Genomic DNA, 14780 nt, shown 5'->3' with positions numbered 1-14780 from the left:
CGGGACCACCATTCGACCCCTCCTTACGCGGAGCGCATTCGTGCCGACTTCTTCCGCCGGTTCTTCCGGCTCCTGCGGCCTGCCCGTCGGGCGTGGCCTGCTCTTCCTCGCCGCCGCCGGTGCCACCTGGGGCACCACGGGCGCGGCCGTCGACCTCGTCTTCTCCTCCAGCGACCTGGGCCCGCTCGCGGTGTCCTTCTGGCGCTATGTCAGCGGGCTGACGCTGCTGCTCACAGGGCGCGTCCTGCTGCTGTGGCTGCGTCCGCGCGGGGCGACCGCGGTGCCGCGGCTGCGCCCTGCCCTCCCCCGGTCCAGATTCGTGCTGCGCTTGTCGACCGGGCTGTGTCTGGCCGTCTTCCAGACCGCCTACTTCGCCGCCGTACCGGCGACCGGAGTGGCGGTCGCCACGATCGTGACGCTGGGCGCGGCCCCGGTGTTCGTGGCACTGGGCGCCTGGACGGCGCTGGGCGAACGGCTGGGCCGGGGCGGTACGGCCGCCGTGGGCGCGGCGCTGACCGGGCTCGCCGTCCTGGTGCTGGGCGACGGCAGCGGCGGGGTACGGCCCGGCGGTGTCGCCCTCGCCCTGCTGTCCGCGGCCGCCTTCGCCGTCTCCATGGTGCTCGCCCGATGGGTGGGCAGCTCGGGTCCGCGGGAGAGCTCCTTCACCCTCACCGCATGGTCGTTCGGGGTGGGCGCCGTTGTGCTGCTCCCGTTCGCACTGGCCGAGGGGGCTCTCCCGCACTCCGGTGAACTGGTACGGGTGGTGGTGCTGTTGCTGTACGTGGCGGCGGTGCCCACGGCTCTGGCGTACCCGCTGTACTTCGCGGGTGCCGCCGTCGTGCGGGCCGCCACCGCTTCGGTGGTGATGCTGATCGAGCCGGTCAGCGCCGCGGTGCTCGCCGTCGGGCTGCTCGGGGAGCGGCTGACCCTGCCGATGCTGGCGGGCACGCTGGTACTGCTGACAGCCGTGGCGTTCCTGACCCGAGCCGAGACGGCGCGGACCGCCTAGGCACCGGCGGACGGACCGCCTAGGCTCCGGCGGGTGGACGAGTTGGCGAAGATCCTCGAGGCCGCCGCCCGGGGCGAGTTCCCGCCTCCCGACGGTGGCACGACCGTGCTGCCGCAGCCCGCACCCCGCGATGCGGGCGTGCTCGCACTGACCGGGCACTCGTTCGTCTTCGCCGACCTGCCACCGGAGTGGATACGGCACCACCTGCCGCCGGACGACCTCGGCGCTCCGCTCGGACCGCCGTTCCTCACGGCGCTGTGCGCCCGTACCGGCCGGAGGGCGGACAGCATCGACGTGCTGCTCGCCCTTCCGCCGGAGGCCGGTACCGCCGTCCACGACCCGGCGTTCGTCAGCGGGTTGGTGGAGACCCGCGACCAGTCGCACCCGCGAGTGGTCAGAGCGCTCGCCCACCGCGCGGACGTCCGGGTCTGGACGGCCTCCGGCGGCGGCACGGTGCTGACCGGACGCGGGGTGGCGGACCGCTGGGAGGTGGCCGTCGATGTCGACCACACGGCCCGCGGCCTGGGGCTGGGCCGCGCGCTGGCCGCCGCCGCGCGGGCCCTCGTACCGGCGGACGAGACGCTGTGGGCGCAGGTGGCGCCGGGCAACGCGGCGAGCCTGCGGGCGTTCCTCGCGGCGGGCTTCGTACCCGTCGGTGCGGAGGTGCTGCTCTCGCCGGAGGAGTCTCCGCGCTGAACCGGCCGGGGCCGGGCCGCGGTCACCCCGTGGGCACCGGCAGCCAGGGGAGTTCCACTTGGACGGTCTTGCCGCCGCCGGGCGCGGGCACGACCCGCATCCGGCCGCCGGACTCGGCAGTGAGGGTACGGATGATCACCAATCCGCGTCCGTTGTCCTGCTGTACGGCGGCCGGGAGCCTGCGGGGGCGGCCGGGGTGGCTGTCGGTGACGCCCAGACTCAGCCGCTCGGTCTCCTCCAGCCGTAGATCGACCGTGAAGGTGGGTGATCTGCCGAAGGTGTGCTGGACGGCGTTGGTGGCGAGTTCGGAGACGATCAGGCGCAGCGTCTCCATGGTGTCCGCTTCCGCCGGCAGGCCCCAGGCGCGCAGCTTTTCCGTGACATGTCTGCGGGCGGCGGCGACGGAAGCGGGCACGCTCGGCAGGGTGATCGTCGCTTCCTGGTGGTCTGCCATGGCGAGGCCGTCCCTTTCCCGGGGCCGTTGGCTCCTCCGTCGCGCGGCAGCGGGCACACGCTCCGCGCTTTCGAATCCGCGTTTTCGCATCCGCGCTTTCGAAGGGGCGGAGGGCGTCCCGGAACCGCTGCGCGACAGAGTGCCACTCCTGGCGGCGCCGTGCGGCCGATCCCCCTGCCTGCGCGCGGTTCTGTCGCCCGAAGCGGTGAACTCTGCGGGGCCGGGACCGTTTTGGCCCCGGCCCCGACGTATCGGGCCCACGCCCGGGGAGGGCACGCCGTCCGCGGGGACGGAGTGCCGCCGGCCTGGCGGCTCAGGCCGTGCGGGGTGCCGTGGCGATCACCGTGTCCGCCGCCCGGGCGAGGACCGCCGGGGACAGGTCGCCGCGGGCGGTCAGCCGCAGGCGGGAGACTCCGTCGGGGACGGACGGCGGACGGAAGCAGCCGACGTGGATGCCCGCGCTGCGGCAGTCGGCGGCCCACCGCACCGCGGCCTGCGGCGAGGGGGCCCGCACCGAGACGACGGCCGCGTCGGGCCGGGTGGCGTCCAATCCGGCCGCGGTGAGCCGGGTGTGCAGTTCGGTGGCGACGGCACGGGTGCGCGTCGCGCGTTCGGGTTCGCGGCGCAGCAGCCGCAGCGCACCCAGTGCGGCGCCCGCCGCGGCGGGTGCCAGCCCGGTGTCGAAGATGAAGGTCCGCGCGGTGTTGACCAGGTGCGCGATGACGTGCGCCGGCCCCAGGACGGCGCCGCCCTGGCTGCCCAGCGACTTGGACAGGGTGACCGTCACCACCGTGCCGGGGGTGCCCGCGAGCCCCGCCGCGTACGGTGCGCCCCGGCCGCCCTCGCCGAGCACCCCGAGACCGTGTGCGTCGTCGACGAGCAGCCCGGCGCCCGCCGGGGCGCAGACGGAGGCGAGCGCGGCCAGCGGGGCCGCGTTCCCGTCGACGGAGAAGACGGAGTCGGTGACGACCAGGGCGGGCCCCTCGCCCGTGTGCGCCTGCAGTTCCTTGGCCACCGCCTCGGGGTCCGCGTGCGCGGCGACGGCCCTGCGGGCGCGGGAGAGGCGGCAGCCGTCGATCAGTGAGGCGTGGTTGTGGGCGTCGGAGACGATCAGGCCGCCGCCGCCCGGCGCGTTGGTGAGCGCGGTGACCGCGGCGAGGTTGGCGGCGTACCCGGAGGAGAGGACGAGGGCCGCCTCGAAGCCGCAGAAGGCGGCCAGTTCCGTCTCCAGTCGGGCGTGCAGTTCGGTGGAGCCGGTCACCAGACGGGAGCCGCTCGCGCCGGCGCCCCAGTGCCGGGCCGCTTCGGCGGCGGCGTGGACCACCTCGGGGTGCCGGGAGAGGCCGAGGTAGTCGTTGCCGGCCAGATCGAGCAGCGGGGAGTCGGCGGGCCGCGGCACCAGGGTGCGCAGCAGCCCTGCGGCCCGGCGCGTCTCCAGCGCCGCGGCGGTCCATGCGAAGGGGTCCTGGGACATGGGGGCTCTCTTCGTCACCCGCGTCGTCACACCGGGCCGCCGGGGCGCCCGGGCTTTCGCGCGGCCTGGGATGCACGGTTGGGGGCTGTACCGGTCGTTTGTAGGCAGTCAATAGAACCTAACGTGCCATGACGAAGGTCGACGTGTGACAACATCCACACCTCGCTCAAGCGGTCTTGTAGGCTTCCTCCATTACCCGGCAGGGTCGCATGGGCAAGGATCGTGCCCATGGACGACCTGCTGAACTCACTGGTGAACAAGGGGCTCCGCGGCGAGACACCCACGCGGGACGAGGCACTGGCGGTGCTGCGTACCACGGATGACGACCTGCTCGATGTGGTGGCGGCTGCCGGGAAGGTGCGCCGCCGGTGGTTCGGGAAGCGGGTCAAACTCAACTATCTGGTGAACCTCAAGTCCGGCCTGTGCCCGGAGGACTGCTCGTACTGCTCTCAGCGGCTCGGTTCCGAGGCCGGCATCCTCAAGTACAGCTGGCTCAAGCCCGAGGAGGCGGCCGACGCCGCGGCGGCCGGGGTGCGGGGCGGCGCCAAGCGGGTCTGCGTGGTGGCCAGCGGGCGCGGCCCCACCGACCGTGACATCGACCGGGTCTCCCGGACGATCGAGGCCATCAAGGACCGCAACGAGGGCGTCGAGGTGTGCGCCTGCCTCGGCCTGCTCTCCGAGGGGCAGGCCGAGCGGCTGCGCACGGCGGGGGCCGACGCCTACAACCACAACCTCAACACGTCCGAGGCCACCTACGGCGACATCTGCACCACGCACACGTACGAGGACCGGGTGGAGACCGTCAAGCAGGCGCGGGGTGCCGGGCTCTCGCCGTGCTCGGGGCTGATCGCGGGGATGGGTGAGACGGACGAGGACCTGGTCGACGTGGCGTTCTCGCTGCGGGAGCTGGACGCGGACTCGGTGCCGGTCAACTTCCTGCTGCCGTTCGAGGGCACGCCGCTGGCCGAGCAGTGGAACCTCACGCCGCAGCGTGCGCTGCGCATCCTGGCCATGGTGCGGTTCGTCTGTCCGGATGTGGAGGTGCGGCTGGCAGCCGGACGCGAGGTGCATCTGCGCTCGCTGCAGCCGCTGGCGCTGCACCTGGCCAACTCCCTCTTCCTCGGCGACTATCTCACCAGCGAGGGCCAGGCGGGCAAGGCCGACCTGGAGATGATCGCCGACTCCGGCTTCGAGGTCGAGGGCACCGAGGAGACCACGCTGCCGGACCACCGGCGGCAGGAGACGGCACACCCCCATGAGCGGGTCGCCGTACGGCTGCGGGGTGCGGGGACGGAGCTGCCGCCCAATGCCTGAGCGCACCACCGCGACAGCAGCGCCCGGCGCACCGGGTGAGCATGACGAGCCGGGCGCGGCCGACGCCGCGGTGGCCGCCGACACCACCGGGAGCACCGGGAGCACCGGGAGCACCAGGCAACTGCTCGCGCTGGACCGGCAGCACGTGTGGCACCCGTACGCGCCGATGCCGGGCAGCACCGAGCCGCTGGTGGTGGAGTCCGCCTCAGGGGTACGGCTGCGGCTGGCCGAGGCGGCGCACGGGCAGCGGGAGCTGGTGGACGGCATGTCGTCCTGGTGGTCGGCCATCCACGGCTACAACCACCCGGTGCTCAATGAGGCCGCCCGCGGCCAACTCGGCCGGATGAGCCATGTGATGTTCGGCGGGCTCACCCATGAGCCCGCCGTACGGCTGGCCGCCCGGCTCGCCGAGATCGCTCCCGGCGATCTGGAGCACGTCTTCTTGTCCGACTCGGGTTCGGTCGCCGTCGAGGTGGCGGTCAAGATGTGCCTCCAGCACTGGCGTTCGCTGGGCCGCCCGGAGAAGCGGCGACTGCTGACTTGGCGGGGCGGCTACCACGGGGACACCTGGCAGCCGATGTCGGTGTGCGACCCCGAGGGCGGTATGCACCAGCTGTGGTCGGGCGCGCTGCCGGTGCAGGTGTTCGCCCAGGCGCCGCCCTCCGGCTTCGCCGCGGAGCCCGACGAGGCGTATCTGGCGCACCTGCGGGAGGTGATCGGGCAGCACGCGCACGAACTGGCCGCCGTCATCGTCGAGCCGGTGGTGCAGGGCGCGGGCGGGATGCGGTTCCACTCCCCCGGGTACGTCCGGGCGCTGCGCGAGGTGTGCGACGCGCACGATGTGCTGTTGGTGCTGGACGAGATCGCCACCGGGTTCGGCCGCACCGGAGAGCTGTTCGCCGCCGAGCACGCCGGGGTGACTCCCGACGTGATGTGTGTCGGCAAGGCGTTGACCGGCGGCTATGTGTCGATGGCCGCCACGTTGTGCACGCCGCGCGTGGCGCGGGGGATCGCGGCGGGGTCGGTGCCGGTGCTGGCACACGGACCGACGTTCATGGGCAACCCGTTGGCCGCGGCGATAGCGGGTGCCTCGTTGGATCTGCTGCTGTCGCAGGACTGGCGGGCCCAGGTGCGGCGGGTGGGCGACGGCCTGCGCGCCGGGCTGGCCGGCGCCACCGAACTGCCGGGGGTGCGGGAGGTCAGCGTGCTGGGCGCGATCGGTGTCGTACGCCTGGACCACGAGGTGGACCTCGCGGCCGCGACCCGCGCCGCCGTACGGGCCGGGGTGTGGCTGCGGCCGTTCCGCGACATGGTCTACGCCATGCCGCCGTACGTCACCGACGACGAGGACGTCGCACGGATCGCCGCCGCGATGTGCGCGGCGGCCCGGGAAGGCTGACGGGAGGCCGAGGATGCCGAACATGTGGAGGACGTCCGATCTGCCGGGTGGGGGCGGCGTGCTGTGCGTCTCCGGGGCCGGGACGGAGATCGGCAAGACGGTGACCACGGCAGCGGTGGCCGCGTGCGCACTGCGCGCCGGCCGCTCGGTTGCCGTGCTCAAGCCCGCCCAGACGGGGGTGGCCGCCGACGAGCCGGGGGATGTGGCCGAGGTGCTGCGGCTGGCCGGCGGTGGCGGGGCGGTGCCGGACGCGATGACCGGCGCCGAACTGGCGCGGTACCCCGAGCCGCTGGCGCCGGAGACGGCGGCCCGGCGCGCGGACCTGCCGTACGTGTCGGCGCACCAGGTCGCGGAGGCGGCCGAGAAGCTGGCCGCCTCGCACGACCTGGTGCTGGTCGAAGGCGCGGGCGGACTGCTGGTGCGCTTCGACGACGACGGCTCGACCCTGGCGGACGCTGCGCGGCTGCTGGCCGCGCCCGTGCTGGTCGTCGTCCAGGCGGGGCTGGGGACGCTGAACACGGCGACGCTGACCGCCGAGGCGCTGCGGGCCCGGCGGGTGGAGTGCGCGGGGACGGTGATCGGCAGCATGCCGGCGACGCCGGGGCTCGCGGAGCGCTGCAACCTCGCCGACCTGCCGCGGTACTCGGGGCTGCCGCTGCTGGGCGCCGTCCCCGAGGGGGCCGGTGCGCTGCCGCCGGCACGGTTCAGCGCGGCGGCGCCGGGCTGGCTGACACCTGAGCTGGGCGGCACGGCGACGGTACCGGCCGCAGCGGGCTGAGCGGCTCCCTCACAGGGTCCAGCTGCGCAGCTCCGCAGCGATGGCGTCGAGGTCGGCGGTGCCGTCCTTGACGAGCCTCGCCAGGTCGCGGATCCGCTCCGGCGAGGTGACCACCTTCAGTCCGCCGGCGACGAGGTAGCCGTAGGCCACGGCGGAGGCGAACAGGGCGTTGGAGCGCTCCAGGGCCGGCACATGCAGCAGGAGCTGCAGCAGCGCGGCGGCGCGGTCGTACGGTTCGGCGTAGACGGGGCGGCCGAATATGGCGGCTTCGTGGCGGCTGACAGCGGCGACCAGGGCACCGTAGTCGGTGACGCGTGGGTCGCCGGGGGTCTTCTCCTCCGCCAGGATGAGCAGCCAGGCGAGGTCGATGCGTACGGTCACGCCGCGGGCAGGCTTCCGGTCCCGCTCCCGCTCGTGCCGCCGCGCTCGCCGGGCGCGGTGTCGAACTCCTCGGCGAAGACCGCTTCGTAGCTCTTCATGAAGTCGGCGGCCGCGTCCACGAAGGAGCGGCCCACCTCGGCCGCGTCCCGCTGGACCAGCTCCTCGATGTACCGGTTGACGCTCACACCGCGGGCCAGCGCACGCTCTCTGGCGGCCTGCGCCGTCGCCTCGTCGACGCGGACGTTCATCTGTGTCTTCGCCACACCACCACGCTAGCACCGTTCCGCTAGCAGTGAACAGGCGCCGGGTCGCGGCACCGCCCCGTGGCCCGGGGGGCGCCGGCCCTCCTAGGATCAGGGCTCCGACCGCTCACCGACGCCAACTCGGCGCCCCCCAGGGAGGCTTGGCATGTCAGGTCCCGTACGGCCGTTCCGTTTCGGTGTCAACATGGTGAGCTTCGGCTCTGGCGAGGAGTTCCGGCAGCGCTGCCGGCGAGCCGAGGAACAGGGCTACGACACCGTCCATGTGGCCGACCACCTCGGCATGTCCGCCCCCTTCCCGGCACTCGCGGCTGCCGCCGAGGTCACCGAGCGGCCCCGGCTGGGCACGTTCGTGCTCAACGCCGGTTTCTGGAATCCGGCGCTGCTGGCCCGCGAGGTGGTCACCGTCGACCAGCTCTCGGGCGGCCGGTTCGAGCTGGGGCTGGGCGCCGGCTATGTGAAGGCCGAACACGACAGGGCGGGCCTGCCGTGGTCCTCGCCGGGCGGCCGGGTGGACCATCTGGAGCACCTGGTCGCCGAGGTGACCCGGCTGCTGGCCGACCCCGAGCACACGCCGCGCCCGGTGCAGGAGCCGGTGCCACTGTTGATCGGCGGCAACGGGGACCGCGTACTGAGGCTGGCGGCACGCACCGCCGCGGTGGCGGCCTTCACCGGCGGTCGCCAGGTGGCGGGCGAACCGGACGGCACGATGGCGCTGATCTCCCCGGCGGAACTGGAGGAGCGCACCCGGGCGGCCATGGACTTCGCCGAGGACCGGGCCGAGCCGCCGGAGCTGAACTACCTGGTCCAGTACGTCGCGCAGACCGCCGACCCGGGCGAGGCCTTGGAGCGCCTGCGCCCGTACGGGCCGGGGATGAGCGACGAGGAGCTGCTGGCGCACCCGGCCCTCCTGCTGGGCTCCCCCAAGGAGATGGCCGAGCAGCTGCGCGCCCACCGGGAGCGCTTCGGCTTCTCGTACTTCACCGTGCTCGACCCCTTCATGGACGTGTTCGCCCCGGTGGTGGAGGAGCTGGGCGGCAGCTGACCAGCACCGGCACCACCCGTTCAGCAGGCGAAACGGCGTGGCAGCGGCGGTGCGGGCCGTGCTGGGATGCCGACCATGAGCGATCTTTCGATACGGGCCGCGGCCGAGCGGGACATCGAGGCGGTGCTGGCCTTCTGGCGGGAGGCCGCCGAGGGCACCAGCGTCAGCGACGACCGGGACGGGGTGGCGCGGCTGCTGGCCCGCGACCCGGAGGCCCTGCTGCTGGCGGAGTGGGACGGACACCTGGTCGGCACCGTCATCGCGGGCTGGGACGGCTGGCGCTGCTCCCTCTACCGGCTCGCGGTGGCTCCCTCCCGGCGACGGCAGGGTGTCTCCCGGGCCCTGCTGGCCGCCGCCGAGGAGCGGTTCGCGGCGCTGGGCGGGCGGCGCGGCGACGCGATGGTGCTGGACGCGAACGAGCGGGCACACCGGGCGTGGGAAGCCGCTGGTTACGCTCCGCAACCCCAATGGAGTCGTTGGGTGAAAACACTCGTCTCCTGAGCTCAGGAACCGGCCGGCCACTCGGTCCGTTTACGCTGTACATCGCCGGGCCCGCATTCCCGCAGGCCCGGCAGAGTCATCGAATCCGAAAGGTGTGAGCGTCCGCCCATGGGCGACCCTCCCAGTAGTGGCCCCCGTAGTAGCAACCGACATCGCGCGTACCGGCGCCCCCTGTCCCACGATGGGAGGGAGGTGAGGGGCCGATGACGGAAGTCCTGCTGCTGTTGGTGGCACTGCTGCTGTCGCTGGCCTGCGGTGGCTTCGTGGCGGCGGAATTCTCCTTGACGACCGTCGAACGCAGCGAACTGGAGCGGGCCGAGCAGCGCGGCGACCGGGGCGCGAAGAGCGCACTGGCGGCCGTGCGCTCCCTCACCTTCCAGCTGTCGGGCGCGCAGCTGGGCATCACCGTCACCAACCTGATCGTCGGTATGCTCGCCGAGCCGTCCATCGCCAAGCTGATCGCCGGGCCGCTGCGCTCGCTCGGCGTCCCCTCCTCGGCTTCCTCGTCCGTCGCCCTGGTGCTCGGCACGGGGTTCTCGACGGTCGTCCTGATGGTGGTCGGCGAGCTGGTGCCGAAGAACTGGGCGATCTCCAAGCCGCTGCCGGTGGCCCGGAAGGTGGCGACACCGCAGCGCGTCTTCTCCGCCGCCTTCCGGCCGCTGATCCGCCACCTGAACAACACCGCCAACCGGGTACTGCTGCGGATGGGGCTCGAACCCACCGAGGAGCTGGCCTCGGCCCGCTCCCCGCAGGAGCTCGTGGCCCTGGCGCGGTACTCCGCCAAGGAGGGCGCGCTGGAGGAGGACACGGCCGATCTGTTCGTGCGCACCCTGCACCTGGCCGAGCTGACGGCGGAGAACGTGATGACGCCGCGGGTGCAGGTCACCTCGCTGGAGGTGCAGGCCACGGTGGAGGACGTCGCCAACGCCACCCGCGCCACGGGGCTGTCCCGCTTCCCCGTCTACCGGGGGAACCTGGACACCGTCGTCGGCATCGTGCGGATCAAGGACGTGCTGGCGGTGCCCGCCGCCGAACGTCGGCTGCGCCCGGTGACCGATCTGATGCGCGAGCCGCTGCTGGTGCCCGAGTCGCTGACCGTGGACCGGCTGCTGGACCAGCTCTCGGGCGGGGACCGCAGCATCGCGATCGTCATCGACGAGTACGGCGGCACGGCAGGTGTCGTCACCCTGGAGGACATCATCGAGGAGGTCGTCGGCGAGGTCCGCGACGAGCACGACCCGCTGGAGACGCCCGATCTGGCGCCGGCCGGACAGGACGCGGAGGGCCGGCACCTCTATGTGGCGGACGGCGCGGCCCGTACCGACCAGGTCGAGAGCATCGGGCTGCGTGCCCCGGAGGGCCCGTACGAGACGCTCGCCGGGCTGATCGCCACCGAACTGGGACGCATCCCGGCCGTCGGGGACACCGTGTCGGTCGCCGGCTGGCGGCTGGAGGTCACGGACGCGACCGGACGGCGCGCCGCACAGGTGCGGCTGTACGGGCCCGCGCCGCAGGACGATCCGGCCGGGTCCGAGGCCGCTGACCGGGCGGAGGCACACCGATGACGGTGATCCAGCTCTTCATCGGGTTCCTGACCCTGGTGCTCAACGCGTTCTTCGTGGGCGCCGAGTTCGCGCTGATCTCGGTACGGCGGGCCCAGATCGAGCCACTGGCCGAGGACGGCGACAAGAAGGCCCGCAAGGTGCTGTGGGGCCTGGAGCACGTGGCGCAGATCCTGGCCGCGGCGCAGCTGGGCATCACGCTGTGCACCCTGGTGCTCGGTGTCGTCGCCGAACCGGCCATCGCCCACCTGCTGGAGCCGGTCTTCCACGCGATGGGCGTACCGGACGGTGTGGCGCACGGCGTCTCCTTCGTGATCGCGCTGTCGCTGGCCACCTATCTGCACATGCTGCTGGGCGAGATGGTGCCGAAGAACATCGCGCTGGCCGGGCCCGAGCGGGCAGCGCTGCTGCTGGGTCCGCCGCTGGTGGCACTGACGAGGGCGCTGCGCCCGGTGATCTTCACGGTGAACTCGTTCGCCAACGGCATCCTCAAGCTGATCCGGGTCGAGCCCAGGAGCGAGGTCGAGGCCGCGTTCTCCGACGACGACCTGGCGCAGATGGTCGCGGACTCCAGTGAGGCGGGCCTGCTGGACGACCGTTCCACCGAACGGCTCCGGGACGCGCTGGAGCTGGGCAGGCGGCCGATCGGCGATGTGGCGCAGCCGCTGCACAAGGTGGTGACGGCAGGTCGCGGCGTGACGCCCGAGGGCCTGGAGAACCTCTCGGCCGAGTCCGGGTTCTCCCGCTTCCCCGTGGTGGACGACGACGGCCGGGTGCTGGGCTATCTGCACGTCAAGGACGCGCTGGACGCCTCGCCCCGGGAGGCGCCGTTCCCGCTGACGGCGATGCGTCCGATCGCCCGGGTGCGCGCCTCGCTGCCGCTGGACGACGTGCTGGGCGCGATGCGCTCCAGCGGCACCCATCTGGCAGCCGTCACCGGCCCCGACGGGCGGGCGACGGGTGTGGTGACGATGGAGGACGTGCTGCGCGAGCTGGTCGGCCAGGCGTAGCAGCGCCGCCCGCCCGGTGGCGGCACCGTTGCCCCGAGGGCGAGAGATCGTTGCTCGGGGCAACGGGCTACCATGGGCGACCGTGACCAGTGCAGCACCCGCCTCGCCCGCGGAATCCACCCAACCGCCCGCCGCCTTCCGCTCGTTCGTCGCCCTGGGCGACTCCTTCACCGAGGGCATGTCGGATGTGCTGCCCGGCGGCGCATACCGGGGCTGGGCCGACGTGCTGGCGAGCCGGCTGGCCGCCCTGGAGCCACAGTTCCGCTACGCCAACCTCGCGGTGCGCGGCAAGCTCATCGGACAGATCACCGCGGACCAGGTCGCGCCCGCCGCGGCGATGCGGGCCGATCTGGTGACGCTGGTGGGCGGGCTCAACGACGTACTGCGGCCGGGCTGCGACACCGCGCGGGTGTGCGCGCTGCTGGAGGAGTCCGTCGCCACGCTGGCGCCCAGCTGCGGGACGCTGGTGCTGATGCGCAGCCCCGGCCGCCGCGGCCCGGTACTGGAGCGCTACCGGGCCCGGATGGAGCACCTGTTCGACTTCATCGAGGGCCTGGCCGACCGGTACGGCGCGGTGGTGGTGGACCTCTTCGCCTCCGAGGCGCTGGGCGACCCCAGAATGTGGGCCGACGACCGGCTGCACCTCACCGCCGAAGGCCACCGGCGGGTGGCGGAAGCCGTCTGGCAGCGCCTCGGGCTGCCCGCCGAGTCCGACTGGAACGCTCCGCTGCCGCCCGCCGCCCCGCCCTCCTGGACCGCCCGCCGGGCAGCCGATCTGCGTTTCGCCCGCGTCCACCTGCTGCCCTGGATCGGGCGGCGGCTGACCGGCCGCTCCTCCGGTGACGGCCGGGCGCCCAAGCGGCCGGAGCTGGCGCCGGTGTCCTACGACCGTTAGCAGGTTCGGACACTGCGTGACCAGCCAGGTCAGCGGCACAGCTCCGCGCAGCGGCCCGTAGACTCGGGCGGCGTGAGTGACAAGCCGCGTATCCCGAACGTCCTGGCGTCCCGCTACGCCTCCCCGGAACTGGTCCGTATCTGGTCCCCCGAGTCGAAGATCGTGCTGGAGCGGCGGCTGTGGCTCGCCGTGCTCAAGGCCCAGCGGGACCTGGGCATCACCGTGCCCGACGAGGCGGTGGCGGACTACGAGCGGGTCGTCGAGGAGGTCGACCTCGCCTCGATCGCGGAGCGCGAGAGGGTCACCCGGCACGACGTGAAGGCGCGGATCGAGGAGTTCAACGCGCTGGCCGGGCACGAGCATGTGCACAAGGGCATGACCTCGCGCGATCTGACGGAGAACGTCGAGCAGCTGCAGATCCGGCTCTCGCTGGAGCTGGTACGCGACCGCACGGTGGCGCTGCTGCACCGGCTGGGCACGCTGGCGGGCGAGCACGCGGCCCTGGTGATGGCCGGCCGCTCGCACAATGTCGCGGCGCAGGCCACCACGCTGGGCAAGAGGTTCGCGACGGGCGCCGACGAGCTGCTGGTCGCCTTCGAGCGGCTGGAGGAGCTGCTGCGCCGCTACCCGCTGCGCGGCATCAAGGGCCCGGTCGGCACCGCGCAGGACATGCTGGACCTGCTCGGCGGCGACCAGGAGATGCTCACCGACCTGGAGCGCCGCATCGCCGAGCACCTCGGCTTCGGCCGGGTGTTCACCTCCGTCGGGCAGGTCTATCCGCGCTCGCTGGACCACGAGGTGGTCACCGCGCTGGTGCAGCTGGCCGGTGCCCCCTCGTCGCTGGCCAAGACGATCCGGCTGATGGCGGGCCAGGAGCTGGTCACCGAGGGCTTCAAGGAGGGCCAGGTCGGCTCCTCGGCGATGCCGCACAAGATGAACACCCGCTCCTGCGAGCGCGTCAACGGCCTGATGGTGATCCTGCGCGGCTACGCCTCCATGGCCGGGGAGCTGGCGGGCGACCAGTGGAACGAGGGCGACGTGTCCTGCTCGGTGGTGCGCCGGGTCGCGCTGCCCGACGCGTTCTTCGCGTTCGACGGGATGCTGGAGACCTTCTTGACGGTGCTGGACGAGTTCGGCGTCTTCCCGGCCGTGGTGGCGCGGGAGCTGGACCGCTACCTGCCGTTCCTGGCGACGACGAAGGTGCTGATGGGCGCCGTGCGCGCCGGGGTCGGCCGGGAGATCGCCCATGAAGTGATCAAGGAACACGCGGTCGCCTCCGCGCTGGCGATGCGCAAGGGCGCCGAGCACAACGAACTGCTGGACCGGCTGGCGGCCGACTCGCGCATCCCGCTGGACCGCACCGCGCTGGGCGAGCTGATGGCGGACCGGCTGTCGTTCACCGGTGCGGCGGCGGCGCAGACGGCCGAGGTCGTCAGCCGTGTCCAGGAGGTCGCCCAACTGCACCCCGAGGCCGTCGCCTACCGTCCGGGAGCGATCCTCTGAGTCCGCGGTCGACCAAGGAGGAGCTGGAGGCGGCCCGCGACCGGGTGGTGCCCGACGTGGCCGCCGAGGGGCTGCGGGTGCTGTTCTGCGGCATCAATCCGGGCCTGCTCTCGGCGGCGACGGGCCACCACTTCGCCCGCCCCGGCAACCGGTTCTGGCCCGCGCTGCACGCCTCCGGCTTCACCCCGCGCAGGCTGCTCCTCCTGGGGGAGCAGGAGCTGCTGGCGTACGGCCTGGGCATCACCAACGTGGTCGCCCGGGCGACGGCGCGGGCCGACGAGCTGTCCCGCGAGGAGCTGGCCGAGGGCGGCCGGCTGCTGGCGGAGAAGGTGGCGCGGCTGCGGCCGAACTGGCTGGCGGTGCTGGGCATAACGGCCTACCGCGCCGCCTTCGACGAGCCGGCCGCCGCCGTGGGCCCGCAGCAGCGGCTGGTCGGCGGGGCGCCGGTGTGGCTGCTGCCCAACCCCAGCGGGCTCAACGCGCACTACACGCCGCCCGC

General features: G+C 73.3%; 16 protein-coding genes. 12 read left to right on the top strand and 4 right to left on the bottom strand.

Translation table 11 applies throughout. The annotated features are described in order from the left end of the window. Window positions 1-40: 40 nt before the first annotated feature. Both KBY19_RS33350 and KBY19_RS33345 read left to right on the top strand, forming a co-directional pair. The gene (locus KBY19_RS33350; protein WP_210967325.1) at window positions 41-1009 is read left to right on the top strand and encodes a DMT family transporter; all 969 of its coding nucleotides are present in this window, start codon (window positions 41-43) and stop codon (window positions 1007-1009) included. A gap of 33 nt (window positions 1010-1042) precedes the next feature. Further along, window positions 1043-1705: a GNAT family N-acetyltransferase gene (locus tag KBY19_RS33345; RefSeq protein ID WP_099878196.1), complete on the top strand. Its 663-nt coding sequence runs from the start codon at window positions 1043-1045 to the stop codon at window positions 1703-1705. A gap of 22 nt (window positions 1706-1727) precedes the next feature. Here KBY19_RS33345 and KBY19_RS33340 read toward each other — a convergent pair whose 3' ends face one another. Both KBY19_RS33340 and KBY19_RS33335 read right to left on the bottom strand, forming a co-directional pair. Beyond that, window positions 1728-2159, bottom strand: coding sequence for an ATP-binding protein (locus KBY19_RS33340; RefSeq protein WP_099878199.1), 432 nt, complete (start codon window positions 2157-2159; stop codon window positions 1728-1730). 313 nt (window positions 2160-2472) lie between these two features. Continuing rightward, window positions 2473-3633 (bottom strand): 8-amino-7-oxononanoate synthase, encoded by a 1161-nt coding sequence (locus KBY19_RS33335; protein ID WP_099878202.1) that lies wholly within the window; start codon window positions 3631-3633, stop codon window positions 2473-2475. A 228-nt stretch (window positions 3634-3861) separates the two neighbouring features. Between KBY19_RS33335 and bioB the strand changes: the two genes are divergently transcribed. From bioB to bioD, 3 genes are read left to right on the top strand one after another with little or no spacing between them, the layout of a single operon-like run. Then, entirely contained in the window at window positions 3862-4947 is a 1086-nt protein-coding gene (bioB, locus tag KBY19_RS33330; RefSeq protein ID WP_099878205.1) for a biotin synthase BioB, read from the top strand. Beyond that, on the top strand, window positions 4940-6346 hold the full coding sequence (locus KBY19_RS33325) for an adenosylmethionine--8-amino-7-oxononanoate transaminase (RefSeq protein WP_099878208.1): 1407 nt from the start codon (window positions 4940-4942) through the stop codon (window positions 6344-6346). Before bioB ends, KBY19_RS33325 begins: the two co-directional genes overlap by 8 nt. A 22-nt stretch (window positions 6347-6368) precedes the next feature. Further along, window positions 6369-7124, top strand: a complete 756-nt coding sequence (gene bioD, locus KBY19_RS33320; protein WP_099886293.1) for a dethiobiotin synthase — start codon at window positions 6369-6371, stop codon at window positions 7122-7124. A 9-nt stretch (window positions 7125-7133) separates the two neighbouring features. Here bioD and KBY19_RS33315 read toward each other — a convergent pair whose 3' ends face one another. Both KBY19_RS33315 and KBY19_RS33310 read right to left on the bottom strand, forming a co-directional pair. Continuing rightward, a complete protein-coding gene (locus KBY19_RS33315) occupies window positions 7134-7505 on the bottom strand; it encodes a fic family toxin-antitoxin system, toxin component (RefSeq protein WP_099878211.1) in 372 nt (123 codons plus the stop codon). Beyond that, a complete protein-coding gene (locus KBY19_RS33310) occupies window positions 7502-7768 on the bottom strand; it encodes a toxin-antitoxin system HicB family antitoxin (protein ID WP_099878215.1) in 267 nt (88 codons plus the stop codon). The genes KBY19_RS33315 and KBY19_RS33310 overlap by 4 nt, the downstream gene beginning before the upstream one ends. A gap of 145 nt (window positions 7769-7913) precedes the next feature. Here KBY19_RS33310 and KBY19_RS33305 point away from each other — a divergent pair, with 145 nt between their 5' ends. The 7 genes from KBY19_RS33305 to mug all read left to right on the top strand — a co-directional run. After that, on the top strand, window positions 7914-8810 hold the full coding sequence (locus KBY19_RS33305; RefSeq protein WP_210967324.1) for a TIGR03621 family F420-dependent LLM class oxidoreductase: 897 nt from the start codon (window positions 7914-7916) through the stop codon (window positions 8808-8810). A 75-nt stretch (window positions 8811-8885) separates the two neighbouring features. Next, window positions 8886-9311, top strand: coding sequence for a GNAT family N-acetyltransferase (locus KBY19_RS33300; RefSeq protein WP_099886294.1), 426 nt, complete (start codon window positions 8886-8888; stop codon window positions 9309-9311). Window positions 9312-9514: 203 nt separating this feature from the next. Further along, window positions 9515-10876 carry a hemolysin family protein gene (locus KBY19_RS33295; protein WP_099878220.1) on the top strand — a complete coding sequence of 454 codons (1362 nt, stop codon included), beginning with the start codon at window positions 9515-9517 and terminating at the stop codon, window positions 10874-10876. Further along, on the top strand, window positions 10873-11883 hold the full coding sequence (locus KBY19_RS33290) for a hemolysin family protein (RefSeq protein WP_099878223.1): 1011 nt from the start codon (window positions 10873-10875) through the stop codon (window positions 11881-11883). Before KBY19_RS33295 ends, KBY19_RS33290 begins: the two co-directional genes overlap by 4 nt. Window positions 11884-11965: 82 nt before the next feature. Continuing rightward, window positions 11966-12778, top strand: coding sequence for an SGNH/GDSL hydrolase family protein (locus tag KBY19_RS33285; protein WP_099878226.1), 813 nt, complete (start codon window positions 11966-11968; stop codon window positions 12776-12778). Between the two features lie 72 nt (window positions 12779-12850). Then, window positions 12851-14281: an adenylosuccinate lyase gene (gene purB, locus KBY19_RS33280; protein ID WP_099878228.1), complete on the top strand. Its 1431-nt coding sequence runs from the start codon at window positions 12851-12853 to the stop codon at window positions 14279-14281. Window positions 14282-14328: 47 nt separating this feature from the next. Then, window positions 14329-14780 (top strand): G/U mismatch-specific DNA glycosylase (mug, locus tag KBY19_RS33275; protein ID WP_210967323.1); only part of this gene is annotated, 452 nt, incomplete at its 3' end.

Source organism: Streptomyces sp. B15, assembly GCF_018070605.1.
Lineage (GTDB): Bacteria > Actinomycetota > Actinomycetes > Streptomycetales > Streptomycetaceae > Streptomyces > Streptomyces smyrnaeus.
This window is presented reverse-complemented; position numbering and strand designations above follow the sequence as displayed.